This is a genomic window from Kosakonia sp. ML.JS2a, assembly GCF_025642095.1.
Classification (GTDB): domain Bacteria; phylum Pseudomonadota; class Gammaproteobacteria; order Enterobacterales; family Enterobacteriaceae.
The window spans coordinates 1,108,417-1,124,534 of sequence record NZ_CP106754.1 but is presented as its reverse complement, the minus strand read 5'-3'; the positions used below and the strand labels follow the sequence as shown (position 1 = coordinate 1,124,534).

General features: G+C 54.3%; 16 protein-coding genes. 5 read left to right on the top strand and 11 right to left on the bottom strand.

Annotated elements, in window-relative coordinates; all coding sequences use genetic code 11:
* Window position 1: 1 nt before the first annotated feature.
* From fdhF to N7922_RS05310, 3 genes are all read right to left on the bottom strand, one after another.
* On the bottom strand, window positions 2–2,152 hold the full coding sequence (gene fdhF, locus N7922_RS05320; protein WP_263099579.1) for a formate dehydrogenase subunit alpha: 2,151 nt from the start codon (window positions 2,150–2,152) through the stop codon (window positions 2–4).
* A gap of 36 nt (window positions 2,153–2,188) precedes the next feature.
* Entirely contained in the window at window positions 2,189–2,734 is a 546-nt protein-coding gene (hydN, locus tag N7922_RS05315; RefSeq protein WP_061493443.1) for an electron transport protein HydN, read from the bottom strand.
* A gap of 144 nt (window positions 2,735–2,878) precedes the next feature.
* Window positions 2,879–3,892, bottom strand: coding sequence for a LacI family DNA-binding transcriptional regulator (locus tag N7922_RS05310; RefSeq protein WP_263099578.1), 1,014 nt, complete (start codon window positions 3,890–3,892; stop codon window positions 2,879–2,881).
* 262 nt (window positions 3,893–4,154) lie between these two features.
* Here N7922_RS05310 and ascF point away from each other — a divergent pair, with 262 nt between their 5' ends.
* Together ascF and N7922_RS05300 are read left to right on the top strand one after the other, a co-directional pair.
* Window positions 4,155–5,597, top strand: coding sequence for a PTS cellobiose/arbutin/salicin transporter subunit IIBC (ascF, locus tag N7922_RS05305; protein ID WP_263099577.1), 1,443 nt, complete (start codon window positions 4,155–4,157; stop codon window positions 5,595–5,597).
* A gap of 20 nt (window positions 5,598–5,617) precedes the next feature.
* On the top strand, window positions 5,618–7,042 hold the full coding sequence (locus N7922_RS05300) for a 6-phospho-beta-glucosidase (RefSeq protein WP_263099576.1): 1,425 nt from the start codon (window positions 5,618–5,620) through the stop codon (window positions 7,040–7,042).
* Between the two features lie 51 nt (window positions 7,043–7,093).
* Here N7922_RS05300 and N7922_RS05295 read toward each other — a convergent pair whose 3' ends face one another.
* From N7922_RS05295 to N7922_RS05275, 5 genes are all read right to left on the bottom strand, one after another.
* Window positions 7,094–7,642 (bottom strand): hypothetical protein, encoded by a 549-nt coding sequence (locus N7922_RS05295; protein ID WP_263099575.1) that lies wholly within the window; start codon window positions 7,640–7,642, stop codon window positions 7,094–7,096.
* A 5-nt stretch (window positions 7,643–7,647) separates the two neighbouring features.
* Window positions 7,648–8,088: a hypothetical protein gene (locus N7922_RS05290; RefSeq protein ID WP_263099574.1), complete on the bottom strand. Its 441-nt coding sequence runs from the start codon at window positions 8,086–8,088 to the stop codon at window positions 7,648–7,650.
* A 284-nt stretch (window positions 8,089–8,372) separates the two neighbouring features.
* Entirely contained in the window at window positions 8,373–9,080 is a 708-nt protein-coding gene (locus N7922_RS05285) for an ArsR/SmtB family transcription factor (RefSeq protein ID WP_263099573.1), read from the bottom strand.
* Window positions 9,077–9,469, bottom strand: coding sequence for an amino acid-binding protein (locus tag N7922_RS05280; RefSeq protein ID WP_263099572.1), 393 nt, complete (start codon window positions 9,467–9,469; stop codon window positions 9,077–9,079). Before N7922_RS05280 ends, N7922_RS05285 begins: the two co-directional genes overlap by 4 nt.
* Window positions 9,462–9,785 (bottom strand): antibiotic biosynthesis monooxygenase family protein, encoded by a 324-nt coding sequence (locus tag N7922_RS05275; protein ID WP_263099571.1) that lies wholly within the window; start codon window positions 9,783–9,785, stop codon window positions 9,462–9,464. The genes N7922_RS05280 and N7922_RS05275 overlap by 8 nt, the downstream gene beginning before the upstream one ends.
* A gap of 224 nt (window positions 9,786–10,009) precedes the next feature.
* Here N7922_RS05275 and N7922_RS05270 point away from each other — a divergent pair, with 224 nt between their 5' ends.
* Window positions 10,010–11,869, top strand: coding sequence for a beta-glucoside-specific PTS transporter subunit IIABC (locus N7922_RS05270; protein ID WP_263099570.1), 1,860 nt, complete (start codon window positions 10,010–10,012; stop codon window positions 11,867–11,869).
* Between the two features lie 24 nt (window positions 11,870–11,893).
* Window positions 11,894–12,898, top strand: a complete 1,005-nt coding sequence (locus tag N7922_RS05265; protein WP_263099569.1) for a LacI family DNA-binding transcriptional regulator — start codon at window positions 11,894–11,896, stop codon at window positions 12,896–12,898.
* Window positions 12,899–12,953: 55 nt separating this feature from the next.
* On the opposite strand, the gene N7922_RS05260 is transcribed toward N7922_RS05265, so the two are convergent.
* The 3 genes from N7922_RS05260 to N7922_RS05250 all read right to left on the bottom strand — a co-directional run bounded on the left by N7922_RS05260 (window position 12,954) and on the right by N7922_RS05250 (window position 15,056).
* Window positions 12,954–13,340, bottom strand: a complete 387-nt coding sequence (locus N7922_RS05260) for a putative T6SS immunity periplasmic lipoprotein (RefSeq protein WP_263099568.1) — start codon at window positions 13,338–13,340, stop codon at window positions 12,954–12,956.
* On the bottom strand, window positions 13,340–13,879 hold the full coding sequence (locus N7922_RS05255) for a type IV secretion protein Rhs (protein WP_263099567.1): 540 nt from the start codon (window positions 13,877–13,879) through the stop codon (window positions 13,340–13,342). The genes N7922_RS05260 and N7922_RS05255 overlap by 1 nt, the downstream gene beginning before the upstream one ends.
* A 316-nt stretch (window positions 13,880–14,195) precedes the next feature.
* The gene (locus tag N7922_RS05250; RefSeq protein ID WP_263099566.1) at window positions 14,196–15,056 is read right to left on the bottom strand and encodes an aldo/keto reductase family oxidoreductase; all 861 of its coding nucleotides are present in this window, start codon (window positions 15,054–15,056) and stop codon (window positions 14,196–14,198) included.
* A gap of 97 nt (window positions 15,057–15,153) precedes the next feature.
* Here N7922_RS05250 and N7922_RS05245 point away from each other — a divergent pair, with 97 nt between their 5' ends.
* Window positions 15,154–16,068 carry a LysR family transcriptional regulator gene (locus N7922_RS05245; protein WP_263099565.1) on the top strand — a complete coding sequence of 305 codons (915 nt, stop codon included), beginning with the start codon at window positions 15,154–15,156 and terminating at the stop codon, window positions 16,066–16,068.
* Window positions 16,069–16,118: the final 50 nt, after the last annotated feature.

The window sequence follows — 16,118 nt, the reverse complement described above, 5'->3', positions numbered from 1 at the left end:
ATCATTGCATCGCCGCATTCAGCAGGCGAGTCTTCATCTGTTGGTAAGTGCTCTGAGTGTACTCCTCCGCCCAGCGCTGATCGTTGATCGCACTCACCCGTACTGCGCAATATTTGGTTTCCGGCGTTTTCGAAATCGGATCCAAATTATCCTGCGTCAGTTCGTTACAGGCGCCAATCCACCACTGGTAGGTCATATAGACGCTGCCGTGGTTGATACGCTCACTGACATCCGCGCGGGTAATGACTTTGCCGCGGCGGGATTCCACCCACACCAATTGCTTATCTTTCACACCCAGCGCTTCCGCATCGGCCGGGTTGATCTGCACAAAGCCGGGTTCATCAGCAAGAGTTTGCAGCGCCGCGCAGTTACCGGTCATGGAACGGCAAGAGTAGTGACCCACTTCGCGCACGGTGCACAACACCAGCGGGAAGTCGGCATCCGGGCGTTCTGCCGGAGCGCGCCATTGTGCGGCGAACAGGTGACCTTTGCCGTCAGGCGTATCGAACTTGTTGTTCTGATACAGATATGGCGTACCCGGATGGTCAAGCGTCGGACAAGGCCACTGCACGTGCCCCATGTCGCCCATTTTTTCGTAGGTGACACCGTAAAACAGCGGGCAGAGTTCACGCAGCTCATCCCAGATCTGCTGGTTATTGTCGTAGTGCATCGGGTAGCCCATTTCCGTGGCAATCAGGCTGATGATTTCCCAGTCGCGTTTGACGTTGTACTTCGGCTCAATGGCTTTTTCGAAACGCTGGAAACCACGGTCGGCGCAGGTAAAGACGCCACCGTGCTCACCCCAGGAGGTGGCGGGCAGCAGCACATCCGCCTGTTCGGCGGTTTTGGTCATAAAAATGTCCTGCACCACAACAAACTCAAGCGCTTCGAACCCTTTACGCACCAGCCCAAGATCGGCTTCGGTCTGTAGCGGATCTTCGCCCATGATGTAATAGGCTTTCACCTTCCCTTCCAGCGCCAGATGCGGCACCTCGGTAATACGCACGCCGACCTTATCGTCCATCGCAGCCGCATCGATGCCCCAGGCTTTGGCGAATTTCTCCCGCACGTCGGCATCCACCACGTTCTGGTAACCCGGGAACTGATTCGGGATCACGCCCATGTCGCACGCGCCCTGCACATTATTCTGCCCACGCACCGGCCCCACGCCCACGTGTTCACGCCCAAGGTTGCCGGTGAGCAGCGCCAGGCTGGAAAGGCCTTTCACCACATCCACCGCCTGGCCGAACTGGGTCACGCCCATGCCCCACATGATGGTAGCCGATGGCGCAGCGGCGTAGGTGCGCATGGCCTGGCGAACCTGTTTCGCCGGCACGCCAGTGAGGTGTTCCACCGCTTCCGGCGCGTAGTCTTTTACCGTTTCACGGTATTCATCCAGCCCGGAGGTAAAGCTGGCGACATAATCTTTGTCGTAGAGTTCTTCTTCCAGCAGCACATAACCAAAGGCATTGACCAGCGCCATATTGCAGCCGTTTTTCAGTTGCAGGTGCTGATCGGCGATACGCGCGGTTTCAATACGACGCGGATCGCAAACAATGATTTTCGCCCCTTTCTGGCGGGCTTTGATCACCCGGCGCGCCACGATCGGGTGTGAGTCAGCGCAGTTATAACCAAACACCAGCAGGCAGCGGGAGTTTTCAATATCGCCGATGGAGTTACTCATTGCGCCGTTGCCGAGGGTTTCCTGCAACCCGGCGACAGAAGGACCGTGGCAAACGCGCGCGCAGCAGTCAACGTTATTGGTGTTGATGACGCCACGGGCAAATTTCTGCATCACGTAGTTGGTTTCATTCCCGGTACCGCGAGACGACCCGGTGGTCATAATGGAACGCGGGCCATATTTCGCTTTGATTTCACTCAGACGACGCGCGGTGTAGCGAATCGCTTCTTCCCAGGAAACAGGGGTAAATTTGCCGCCGCGTTCATAGCGGATCATCGGCTGCGTCAGGCGTGGCGTCAGTAGTTTGGTATCGTTGAGGAAGTCCCAGCCGTAATACCCTTTCAGGCAGAGTTCATTTTGGTTGGTTTTGCCGTCGGCCGCTTCCGCACGGATAATTTTCCCGTCGTCCACCACCAGTTTCAGTTTGCAGCCCGCGCCGCAGTATGGGCATACGCTTGTGATTTTTTTCATCAGTAACAGACCTGTTAAAAGTGAAAGTGAGAGGTATTAAAACATCAGCGACACAGCGCCATCGAGCGCTGCGCGACGGCGTTTTTCCGCGCTCATCTGTTCCAGTAAGTTGCGGTCGACACACACCAGCGCCTTGGTCGGGCACGCCTGAATACAGGCCGGACCGGTTTCGCTGTGGTGACACAAATCGCATTTGTTGGCTTCGGCCTTTTCCGCATGCACGTTAAGACCCGCGCCGCTGTTGCGCACAATCGGGCGCACGACCACTTCCATTGCGCCGTACGGGCACGCCACCACGCACGTTTTGCAGCCGATGCAGCGTTCCTGCATCACATGCACAAAACCTTCGTCGCGGCTGATTGCGCCATTCGGACAGACGTTGGCGCAGGGCGCATCTTCGCACTGACGACAGATAGCCGCCGTCGACACGTTGACGCCTTTAATGACGTGAATGCGCGGTAAAAATGTCTCAGGGGTGAGCGCCGCGCAGTCCCGGTTTTCCTGATGAGAAACCACACAGGCGACTTCACAGGTGCGGCAGCCAATGCATTTCGCAGCGTCCGCCATGATAAATCGGTTCATTGTTTCCTCCAGCAATATGCCTTATCCCGCCGAAGTATTCATAAACCGTGCCAATATTTAATTCGCTGTAATATAAGGATTTTTAAGAAGTGAGAAGCGGCAGGAAACTGTCATCGACAGAAGTGTCGATGACAGATGACGAGATCAGGCGTGGGGACCGGCAATCAGTGAGTCGCGTAACATTAATTCGCCCGGGAACGTTTGTTGATAGTTAAAATCACCGCCATCCAGCATAAAGATCAGGCGATCAATGGTCTCTTTTACCATTTCAGTCACCGGAATTTTAACGCTGGATAATGCCGGAACGGTAAAAGGCGCCATCGCGATATCATCAAAACCAATAATCGAAACCTGCTGCGGCACGGCTATTTTGCTGTCGTGCAACTGTTTAATCGCGCCAATTGCCATATCATCATTACTCGCCACCAGCGCGCTAAACGTTACCCCGCGGGATACTAATTCCCGTACGCCCATCGCCCCGCTGAGCGGCGTCCATTTCCCTTCCACAATCAACTCATTACGTACGGGAATATGCTGTTGAGTCAGCGCATCTTTATAACCGGATAACCGTTCAATACCGGTAGGAGAATCCAGTGAGCCGGTAATAAACGCAATATCCCGGTGTCCCTGTGCAATTAATTGTAATACCGCGCTCTGGCTTGACGCTTTTTGATCGGAATAAACACAGTGACTGCTGTTTTTACGCAAACGGCGATTAAGCACCATAATAGGTTGCGAATGGTTTTGAATTATCTCATCCAGCTCATCGACGCTGAGAAAACGCGGATAAATAATGATCGCGTCACAACGTAAGTCGAGCAAATATTGAATCGCCTGCCGCTCTTCTTCCGCGCTGTGTTTACCGTCTGCCAGCAGCAACTGACGCCCTTTGTCTTCGGTCATGCGCGCCGCATGAGACAACAGCTCGCTAAAATAAACCCCGTGATAGAGGGTGTTGGTGACCACCAGCCCCAGCGTCTGGGTTTTATTACTTGCCAGGCTGCGGGCCAGTAAATTCGGGCGATATCCGCTTTCAGCGATGGCCTGAAATACGCGCGCCTTCGTCTCTTCGCCCACATAGCCCTTGCCTGTCAGCACACGAGACACGGTGGCCTTTGATACCCCAGCCCGCTTTGCCACGTCCAGCATTGTCGCCATCTTTTCCCCCAACAAACCTCGTGAGCCGAAGTGTACTTCAGCCATCGGGATGATGGGAACACTTAACACCCACTGGCGGGAGTGCCGCGAAATGTTTCAGGGTGATCGATATCACGATTTTTGAAAGTGGTTAAATTTAGATCTTGTCTGACTCAAATAAACTCATCATGATTTTGTGGAACCGGTTACCTATTTCACGTTTCATGGCCGCCAGAGCGCACTGTGAAAATGTACCTCATTGATAAAACAGGATAAAAATCCGATGGCAAAGAACTATGCGGCGCTGGCCCACTCCGTGGTGAACGCGCTGGGCGGTGTCGATAATATCGCCGCCGTAACGCACTGCATGACGCGCCTGCGCTTTGTGGTCAAAGACGCATCGCACATCGACGGTGAAACGCTGAAAAACACCAGCGGCGTGATGGGCGTGGTGCGCAACGATAACCAGTGCCAGGTGATTATTGGCAACACCGTTTCTCAGGCTTTCCGCGAAGTGGTTAATTTACTGCCGCAGGATATGCAACCGGTAGAGACACAATCCCCCCAGAAACTGACGCTTAAACGTATTGGCGCAGGCATTCTTGATGCGTTGATCGGCACCATGTCACCGCTGATCCCGGCGATCATCGGTGGGTCAATGGTGAAACTGCTGGCGATGGTGCTGGAGATGTCCGGCGCACTGCCGAAAGGCTCCTCCACCCTGACCATTTTGACGGTCATCGGTGATGGCGCGTTCTTCTTCCTGCCGCTGATGGTTGCCGCGTCCGCCGCCGTCAAATTTAAAACCAATATGTCGCTGGCGATTGCCATTGCCGGTGTGCTGGTGCATCCAAGCTTTATCGATCTGATGGCAAAAGCCGCGCAGGGCGAACATGTTGAATTCGCGCTGATTCCGGTGACGGCAGTGAAATACACCTACACGGTGATCCCGGCGCTGGTGATGACCTGGTGTCTGTCGTATATCGAACGCTGGGTCGATCGTATTACGCCCGCGGTGACGAAAAACTTCTTAAAACCGATGCTGATTGTGCTGATTGCCGCCCCGCTGGCGATTGTGTTAATTGGCCCGCTGGGCATCTGGATCGGTAGCGCGATTTCCGCGCTGGTTTATACCATTCACGGCTACCTCGGCTGGCTCTCCGTCGCCATTATGGGCGCACTGTGGCCGCTGCTGGTGATGACCGGCATGCACCGCGTGTTTACGCCGACCATTATTCAAACCATCGCCGAAACCGGCAAAGAAGGCATGGTAATGCCGTCTGAAATCGGCGCTAACCTGTCGCTGGGTGGTTCATCTTTAGCGGTGGCATGGAAAACGAAAAACCCGGAACTGCGCCAGACCGCCATGGCGGCAGCGGCGTCCGCTATTCTTGCCGGTATCTCCGAACCGGCGCTGTACGGTGTGGCGGTGCGCCTGAAACGCCCGCTGATCGCCAGCTTAATCAGCGGTTTTATTTGCGGTGCGGTCGCGGGCATTGCCGGGCTGGCCAGCCACTCCATGGCAGCGCCCGGGCTGTTTACCAGCGTACAGTTCTTCGACCCGGCTAACCCAATATCAATCGTCTGGGTGTTTGGCGTGATGGCACTGGCGGTGGTGCTGTCGTTCGTGCTGACGCTACTGCTCGGGTTTGAAGATATTCCGGTGGAAACCACGAATACGCCGCAGACGGCGCAGCCGGTTACGGTTAAAGAAGCACGAGCCTGATTAACGAAACGAGGTAAGGCATGTCAGTATTTCCGCAAGGATTTTTATGGGGCGGCGCACTTGCCGCCAACCAGTCGGAAGGGGGCTTCCGGGAAGGCGGTAAGGGGTTAACCACCGTCGATATGATCCCGCACGGCGCTAACCGCCTGCCGGTAAAACTCGGTCAGGAAAAACGCTTTGCACTGCGTGATGACGAATATTACCCGAGCCACGAGGCGATCGACTTTTATCATCGCTACAAAGAAGATATCGCGCTGATGGCGGAAATGGGCTTTACGGTGTTTCGCACCTCGATAGCCTGGAGCCGCCTCTACCCGGACGGTGATGAACTGACGCCGAACCCGGAGGGCATTGCCTTCTATCGCGCGGTGTTTGAGGAGTGCAAAAAGTACAACATCGAACCGCTGGTCACCCTCTGCCATTTTGATGTGCCGATGCATCTGGTGGTGGAGTATGGCTCCTGGCGTAACCGTAAAATGGTGGAGTTCTTCACCCGTTACGCCCGCACCTGTTTTGAAGCGTTTGATGGACTGGTGAAATACTGGCTGACCTTCAATGAGATCAACATCATGCTGCACAGCCCGTTCTCCGGCGCGGGGCTGGTGTTTGAAGAGGGTGAAAATCAGGAGCAGGTGAAATACCAGGCCGCACACCATGAGCTGATTGCCAGTGCGCTGGCAACGAAAATTGCCCATGAGGTGAACCCGCAAAACCAGGTGGGCTGCATGCTGGCGGGGGGGAACTTCTACCCCTACTCCTGCAAACCGGCCGACGTGTGGATGGCGCTGGAAAAAGATCGCGAAAATCTGTTCTTTATCGACGTGCAGGCCCGTGGCGCTTACCCGGCCTATGCGGCGCGCGTGTTCCGCGAAAAAGGTGTCACCATTCATAAAGAGCAAGGTGATGACGAGATCCTGAAGAACACCGTCGATTTCGTCTCTTTCAGCTACTACGCCTCGCGCTGTGCATCAGCAGACATGAACGCCAATAACACCAGCGCGGCGAACATCGTCAAGTCACTGCGCAACCCGCATGTTGAAGTGAGCGAATGGGGCTGGGGCATCGATCCGCTGGGGCTGCGCATCACCATGAACATGATGTATGACCGCTACCAGAAACCGCTGTTCCTGGTGGAAAACGGGCTCGGCGCGAAAGATGAGTTCAATGACCGCGGTGAGATTGAAGATGATTACCGCATCAGTTACCTGCGTGAACACATCCGTGCGATGGGCGACGCCATTGAAGACGGCATCCCGGTGATGGGTTACACCACCTGGGGCTGTATTGATTTGGTGGCCGCCTCTACCGGCGAAATGAGCAAACGCTATGGGTTTGTCTATGTCGATCGCGACGATGCCGGTCACGGCTCGCTGGCGCGCAGCCGCAAAAAATCCTTCTGGTGGTATAAAAAAGTGATCGCCAGCAACGGCGCAGATCTCGACTAAGCTCGGGACTTACCCGGCCTGCCGTATTTTCAGGTCGGGTAGGCATTGGCTTTACGGATACAGAGACAGTAGCAATTGCCGCTTATCCTGATCGAAGATGCCAAAATCGCGACTCAATGACGGATTGCTTGCTGCTAATTTTTTCTTCTCTGCCTCAAATCTGCCGTCATCAGTAAAAAAAAGCGCCATCAAATAGTCCATATTTTCACTACCTGAACGTTCAGACAGGCTGATGACATGTTTATAACAAGCGGCATCGCCATTTTTAATCCTGTCCTTAAGCATGCATTCTTGTAATAGCAGAGAGGGGTTGTTTCTCGCTTTATTGACCGGCTCCAGCAAGGAAATCGCTTTTTCATACTCTCCTCGAGATGAAAGTATGCTGGTATAGCTGCGGATAACATTCACATTGTCCGGGTTATCCCGAGCCAAATGGTCAAAATCCTGAAGCACCGATGGCTTAGCGCTTTCATCAGCCATGACATATTTCTTTGACAATTCAGAAGCCTGTGCTGTTGGCTTATCCGCATAGCCGCCCGCCGCAACACTAACGCTAAAGATGGACAATATAAACAGCATGACAATGTTTTGATAACGCATGGCTTCTATCCTTGAAAAGGTGTCAGGTTTATAACACGTTTGAAACTTCCGGGTATCGGGGGAACAGTCCCCGTGTAGCCAGAGTCATAAAAATAACCGGCTTCTATCTCCAGGGAGGGGCTGTTGTGGACTGAATTAGGCATAAAAAAAGATACAGATCCAATAGGAACATCGTCCAGGCCAACCGCCCAATACTCTCCTTTTTTTCGTTCTAAAACATATAGTTTACTATCAACCGTATTTTTTACTTTGCACCAAAATAAAAGATTCCCGCTGCCAGCTGCTTTTGCCGCATTACTTTTCCCAGTGGCCGCGACAGAAATGTTTTTACCACCGGGTGTATTTTCATCTGTTACGGTTAAATTAACGGAATAGCTAGCATGGATACCGACACCTTCTATACGTAGGTCAGCGATCTGCGAGAAATAAAAGTTTTTAATTGCCACAATATATCCTTATCAAGGCTGAGTGATGCTCTATATAAAAACACATCGTGATTCTATCCTGATGCAGCCCTTTCCTGATGTCAAAATGGCATCTCTGTATTTTAAACGGGTTCGCTTATGTCTCCCAATTACGACAGATCATGAACAATCAACCAGGCTTTACGCGCAATCGTTATAACGTGCCACATTATCGCTCCCTTATAGCGGGGGCTCTGAAGAAACCGTATAGCCTTAAGGCTATATACTCAAGCGTGAATGCTTAATCAATAGCCACGAAAGCGCTTTCAGGCTCCGACCCCAAACACTCTGAAGAGGGCGCTTTTGCCTTCGTCTGTCACAGTGACTTCACGGTAGCCAGGCGTTCTGCGTAACCAACCTTTATGTTCGAAGGCAATCAACAACGATGCGCCAGCATCGCCGCCAAGGTGGAAACGACGCTCGCTCCAGTCCAGGCAAGCGCAGCAGGGTTTGCGCCGGGTACGCGGGTCGAGCGTTACGCCCAGGGCTTCCAGTTTGCGTTTGCCCAGTTCCGTCACGGCACTGCCCTCGTCCGTTACCCAGCCTTCGCGCTGCATAAACTCATAAATGTCGACGGCGATTTCTCCGGCAAGGTGATCGTAGCAGGTGCGTGCGCGACGCAGTTCAACCGGAGTGCGGGTCGCCAGCGCACGCCCTCCGCGCATTGACACCCCCATCATATTTTCCAGTAACCCGGCGACATCGCTCCCCGCCAGGCGGTAGTAGCGGTGCCGCCCCTGCGAAACGCAGACCAGCAGGCCATGGCTCAACAACCGGTTCAGATGCGCGCTGGCGGTAGATGCGGAAATATCCGCGACCGAACTCAGCTCGGTTGCAGTCCACGCCCGCCCGTCCATCAGCGCGCAGAGCATACGCGCCCGCGAAGGGTCGGACATCGCGCTGGCAATACCGGCCAGCGCCTCTTCCAGCGCTGTGCCGCTCTCATGTGAATGCTGTAAACCGGGTAAACTCATTGTGCCTCTGTACTCCAGGGCTGCGTGACCTCACGGGTCAGGGTGTCGTTATCCGTCAGCAGGATCAGGCGGTTAGCGTGATCACTGTACTGCACGAGAATATTGATGCCATTTTTCGCGATCGTGCGGGCTATCGCGCCTAACTCACCGGGACGTTCCTGCTTTAGCTTGCGGATCACCGGCTGCGTCACCTGCAGCACCATAAAGCCTGCCGCTTCCAGCACCTGGCGGGCACGTTCCCCCTCCACGACCAGAAAGTGCGCATGACTTTCACGACCGACGGTGAATACGCCGCCACCTTCCAGGCCTACACCATTTTTGCCAAGTGTTTCACCCAGCATCGCCAGCCCACCGGGCGCATTGTTAAGCATAACGTGAATATCATACATGGTCTGGTTTCCTGCTTTCCGATGAATAGTCACGCTGCACCTGGGCCACACGGATACGGTAAAACGAGAAAATTGAGCGCTGCCCCTCCGCCTGCGCGGCCTGGTGCAGCACATTTTGTTTCCAGGCCAGTACTGCAGCTTCATCACGCCACCACGACAGCGACAAAATCTTGCCTGTGGTGGTCAGGCTTTGAAACCGTTCAATAGCGATAAAACCGTCGATTTGCACCAGTAGCGGCTTTAACTCCGCGGCCAGTTGCAAATAGCGCTCCTGCCCTTCTGCGGCGACATCGGCTTCAAACAGTACAGCAATCATCGGCTCACTCCTTCTGTGTATTTGCCGCCAGTTTACGCAGCCTTCAAAGAGATGCTTCGCTCAGCAACGAAATATGGCTGCAGGTGTTGCCGGAACCCATAGGGAAGTGATTTAGCTCGCAGAATTCCATGAAACCGGTTGCAGGCAGAGTTGACCAGGTTAGCATGAAACCGGTTTCACCCAGTTACACCTACTCAGTTTCCGATAATAAAAGGTAAATAAAAATGGCCGTTATCAGGGATTACAATAAGTTAGCGAGTGATATCCTCCGGGAGGTGGGTGGCGAAGAGAACATCAGCACCTTCTCCCGCTGCGCCACCCGTCTGCGCCTGGTGCTCAACCATACCCCCGCCACGGCGAAAACCAACATCCAGAGTCTGCCCGGCGTCATTGCGGTCGTGGAAAGCGGCGGCCAGTTCCAGGTCGTGATTGGTACACATGTCGCCGATGTTTTTAACGCCTTGTCCGGTATGGTGAAAGAGAGTGAACACGGCGCGCAGCAACCCAAAACGCGCTGGCTGGATGCGGTGATTGCCACCATGTCCGCCGTGTTCGCGCCGATCGTCTATATTCTGGCTGCGGCGGGGATCTTGCAGGGTTTGCTGATCCTGCTGGGTCTGGCCGATGCAGAGATCAAAACGTCCGGCACTTTTGCGATCCTCAACTTCATGTCGTGGACGCCGTTTGCCTTCCTGCCGGTCTTTATCGCCATCACCGCTGCGCGCCATTTTAAATGTAACCCGTTTATTGCCGTGCTCTGCTGCTGTGCGCTGATCAACCCGGAATGGACCGCAATGGCCGGGAAGATCGCCGCCGGAAACGAAGTGAAATTTATCTTCTTCCCGCTGGCGGAAACGGTCTACACCTCGTCGGTCCTGCCGCCATTATTCCTCGTCTGGGCGCTCTCTTGGTTTGAACGCCGCGTTGAAAAGTGGTTGCCGGAGGTCATCAGCCCATTATTCACGCCGTTACTCTGTTTTGTGGTGATTGTCCCGCTGACGCTTATCGTGATTGGCCCCATCACCAGTTGGGCGGCGCTGGGCGTGGCACACGGCTATAACACCCTGTTCCATGCGGCTCCGGCGCTGGCGGCAGCGATTATCGGCGGTGTCTGGCAGGTGATCGTTATTTTCGGTGTCCACTGGGGGATCACCCCGGTGATCATGGCTAACTTCGACACCCAGGGCTATGACTCCTTCCAGGCCTATCAAACCATTGCGGTGATCGGCCAGATGGCCGCGGTCTTTGGCGTATTTATCAAAAGCCGCAATAAGCAACTGAAAGCCACCTCCCTGTCTGCAGGCGTAACCGCCATTTTTGGCATTACTGAACCGGCCATTTACGGCGTGACCCTGCGCTTTAAAAAACCGTTTATCTGCGGCTGCATTGGCGGCGCGATCGGTGCGGTGGTCGCCAGTTTGTTTGGTAGCCTCTATTACGCCTATGCCGCGCTGCCGGGCCTGTTTACGCTGGTGAATGCCATCAGCCCCGACGCACCAATGTCGTTTATCGGCGAGCTGGCGGGCGCAGGAACCGCCATTGTGCTGACCATTGTGATGGTGCAATTCGTCGGCTTTGAAGATCCGATCGAAGAGACGACGCCAGACGAAAAAGCCCCGGTGCTGAAAGTCGGCGCCATGCAGATGCTTAGCCCGCTCAAGGGTGAAGTGATTGCGCTGGAAAGCGTGGCGGATGAAGCCTTTGCCGGAAAAGCGCTGGGCGACGGCATTGCCATTATTCCGCACGAAGGTAAAGTGGTGGCCCCGTGTGATGCACAGGTCGCAACATTGATCGACTCTCATCACGCGGTGGGACTGATATGTGATAATGGTGCGGAATTACTGATCCATGTCGGGCTCAATACCGTCAATTTGCAAGGCCGGCATTTTACCCCGCGGGTAAAAGAAGGCGACAGAGTTGCCGCGGGCGACACGCTGCTGGAATTCGACAAACAGCGCATTGAGCAGGAAGGCTACGACCTGACAACCCCGGTGCTGGTGGTGAACAGCGATGAATTCACCCTGACCCGCCACCAGTCACAGGGTACGGTAACCGTGGGGGAGCTGCTGATGTCGCTGGGCTAATCATAATAAGAGTGAGGTTGAATTATGGTAACGATACTGGATGTCGCCAGACTGGCTGGCGTATCAAAAGCGACAGTATCACGGGCGCTGAATGGCAAAGTCTTTGTGCGGGAGGAAGTGAAAGCCCGTATTTTTCAGGCGATTGCCGACACGGGCTATCGACCGAATCAGTTGGCCCGTAACCTTGCCAATAATAAGACCAACTCAATAGGACTGGTGATCACCAACGGGCTGTATAACGGCCCGTTTTTCGCCAGCATGATTTACCACGCTGCAACCAGTAGCGAAAGCTTTAGCCGTCAACTGGTGTTGGCGGACGGCAAGCACAGTGCGCAGGAAGAGCGCGACGCCATTAACCTGCTGCTGTCGCTACGTTGCGAAGGCATTATGATCTACCCCAAGTACCTTTCTGTGGATGAACTGGATGAGATTATCGATCACAACCCGACGCCGATCGTGGTGATCAACCGCGAACTTCCCCGCCACCGTAGCCAGTGCGTGTTTGTCGATCATCAGCAAAACAGCGAAATAATGATGGCGCATCTGCTGGCGCAAGGGCACACGCGTATTGCCTTTGTGGCGGGTTCAGAGGGATCGCCGACGGGCGAGAGCCGTTTCGCAGGTTACTGTCATGCCCTGCGCAATGCCGGTATTGAACCGGATCCGCAACTGCACGTGCGCGGCAGTTGGAGTACCGACAGTGGATATCAGGCGGCGCGGCAGTTGCTGGCGCGCAACGTGCCGTTTACCTGCATCCTGGCAGCGAATGATGATATGGCAATTGGCGTGGCGAAAGCCTGCCAGGAAGCCGGATTACGGCTGCCGCAGGATGTTTCTCTGGCAGGGTTTGACGATTCGGTCATCGGTCAGTACTACAACCCGTCGTTAACCACGATTCATGTGCCAATGGATGAAATGATCCGCAATGCCGTCGGGATGCTGCTGCAACCGGACGCGCAAACCCTTAATTCCCATCAGGGCGAACTGGTTTGCCGGGAGTCGGTGGCAAGCGGTAAAAAGGCCCGGTAAGCGGCTGAGGTATCGTGAAAGATCTCAGGATACCTCAGCCGTAAAGTCTGGTTTTTTATTGGGCCAAAGAGATATTCCCTTGAGACTCAGAGGCAAGAGTGAAATCCGCAGTGATAAGGTGTAGCCCTTTATCGACGGCATTCACCTCCCAGGTGATGGAATAGCGTGTCCCGGCATTGAAGGTGGCGTCAAATAACGGCAGACATGCGCCCTGCTCTATATAGAGGGGATGATTATAAAACCGCTTGAATATCGGATCATGGTCCTTACTGTAGATAACCGCCCCGGTCATTTTTTCTCCCGGTTTCATTATTGACACAGCACAAACAGCGCTGTTTTTAATGACCACCGTGGTCGCGGTACGCGGCACCATCCTGTCCCCGGAACCTGGGCATCCAGTGAGTAAAAAGAGCGTTGCCAGCAGAATGCACTTCTTCTCCATCAGCCCCTTCCCGTAACAATTTTTTGATAGAGACGAGGAATATCACGCACATCATCCTCCCCACGATATTTCCCTTGTTGGTTCGGTTGCTGTTGATACTGCCACTCTGCCATGCCATAAACCAGTATCAACCAATAATCAGCCAGAATGGATGCTTGCTGCTCAAGGGGATAATCAGTAAGCGTTTCTTTATCGAGTCGATAATAATAATTCGCTGCCCAGCTAAAAAGTCCCCTCATTCGAACCCATTGGCCATGCTGGTGCTGCCATACATGCCCCAACTCATGAATAAAAGTGTGCTTGTCCTGAACATAAACATCAGATACAGAGAAATCGTCCTTGTATAACTCTTTTCTGAACCAGAGTTCACCATTAGGCGCCATCGCAAACCCAGGTTTTTGTAATCCAAAAGGAAAGTAACTATCGCAATGAACCCAGACACGGCTATAGACAATTGAATCGCCATAAACTCTGCGTGCCATTGCAATTTCGCCGGGTGTCATGAGGCGTAATTTCCCTTCACCAATCTCAATGTCCATTTTTCTCCCTCAACACTATTTTTGACCAGACTAACTCCATAATGACTCTATTGCTATATGAGTAATTCTTAATCCTATAAACCATAGAGCGATCAGTTTCTTGCTGGCTCTACTTGGTTATTCGTTAAATATAATTGAGCACCAAGCATAATGTCCTTTTTCATACGAGCGGAGAATGCACTGAGGCATTCTCCGTTCGTTTTTGCCAACAACACGCCTGGCGTTTCTCTCGCTATCCTGCAGCGAAAAGTAAGCCATTCGCGCTTTTCTGGGAGATTAGCTGGAATTTCTCAGCGATAAACCAGCCATTCTTCTGCTACGCACCGATACCGTTCAGTTTTTCCAGCGCCTCGGGCGGCAGTGTTATCTTCGCGCTCGCCAGGTTTTCCTGTAAATGCTGCGGCGAGGACGTACCGGGGATCAGCAGAATATTCGGTGAACGCTGCAACAGCCACGCCAGCGCGATCTGCATCGGCGTTGCGCCAAGGGATTGCGCCACGTCATTCAACTCACCGGCCTGCAATGGCGTAAAACCGCCCAGCGGGAAGAATGGCACAAACGCAATGCCCTGCTCGTTAAGAGAGTCAATCAACGCATCGTCCGCCCGGTTCGCCACGTTATAAAGGTTTTGCACGCAGGCGACAGGGGTCATCTTCTGCGCATCCGCCACCTGCTTCGCCGTCACATTGCTCAGGCCAATATGGCGGATCAGGCCACGCTCTTTCAGCGAGATCAACGTTTCCAGCGGCGCTTCCAGTGACCCCTCTTCCGGACCATGAACACCGAACATTGCGCGCAGATTCACAACCTCCATCACCTCCAGACCGAGATTGCGCAGATTATCTTCGACGGCGCGGGTCAGCTCTTCCGCGCTGAACGCGGGGAGCCAGTTGGCTTTGTCATCGCGGCGAGCGCCGACTTTGGTGACGATACAGAGATCATCCGGGTAGGGATGCAGCGCCTGCTTAATCAATTTGTTGGTAACGTGAGGGCCATAAAAATCGCTGGTGTCAATATGGCGAACGCCGGCGGCAATCACATCACGCAGCACCTGAAGCGCTTTCGCTTCATCGGCAGGCGGGCCAAACACGCCAGGACCGGCAAGCTGCATTGCGCCGTAACCCAGGCGACCAACCTGACGATCGCCAAGACGATAAGTAAGTGTGGGTTGAGACATGGAATACCTCCTGTGCATAAAGTAAACAGATTGTAGGAGCATTGCGGCTGTGCAACAATCCGCTGAAATTCACACACAGTGTACGGATTGTCGAACAATGAAGCTGGATTTCGCCCTGCTGAACGCCATTGTGGCGGTCGCCAATGCCGGAGGCTTTCGCGAAGCCGCTCGTATCACCGGCTCTAACCCTTCCCGCCTGAGCGATGCCGTCCGCCGCGCCGAGCAACAACTGGGCGTACGGCTGTTTAACCGCACCACCCGCACCGTCGCCCTGACCGAAGCGGGCAAAATGTTAATCGAACGCCTGCAACCGGCAATGAACGAAGTGGATGCGGCGCTGGACGCCATCAACCGCTATCGAACCACGCCCAGCGGCACCTTACGGCTGAATGTGCCGGTCAGCGCCGCACGCCTGGTGCTGCCCGCCATCGTGCCGGATTTCCTCGCGCGCTACCCTGATATTCGCCTGGAAATTATTGCAGAAAGCAATGTGCAGGATGTCTTTCGCGACAGTTGCGATGCGGGGATCCGCTACGACGAATGCCTGGAGCAGGATATGGTCGCGCTGCCTATCGGCCCGCGTCGCCAGCGCTTTGCCGCAGCCGCCTCTCCGGCCTATCTGCAGCTGCATGGTCGCCCGGAACACCCCCGGGACCTCATTCATCACAACTGTATTCGCGGGCGTTACGCCAGCGGCGTGATGACCGACTGGGAGTTTAGCGGCGAAGCTGAGCCGTTTCGCGTACAGGTGAAGGGGTCGCTGGTGGTCAGCATCGGTAGCGCGGTGGATCTGGCGGTACAAAGCGCCATCGCAGGCAGCGGCGTTATTTATCTTTTTGAGGAGTGGCTACGTCCCGCACTGGAAAACGGTGCGCTGATCCCCATTCTTGAACCCTGGTGGTTGTCCTTCAACGGCCCATATCTCTACTATAATTCCAGGCGGCTGATCCCCGCTCCGCTCCAGGCGTTTATCGATTTCGTCCGCACAACGGGGCAAGCCACGGATATATAACGTTATGGCAACGCAAGCGTGATAAGAAATGTCTACACTTAAAAAGACTA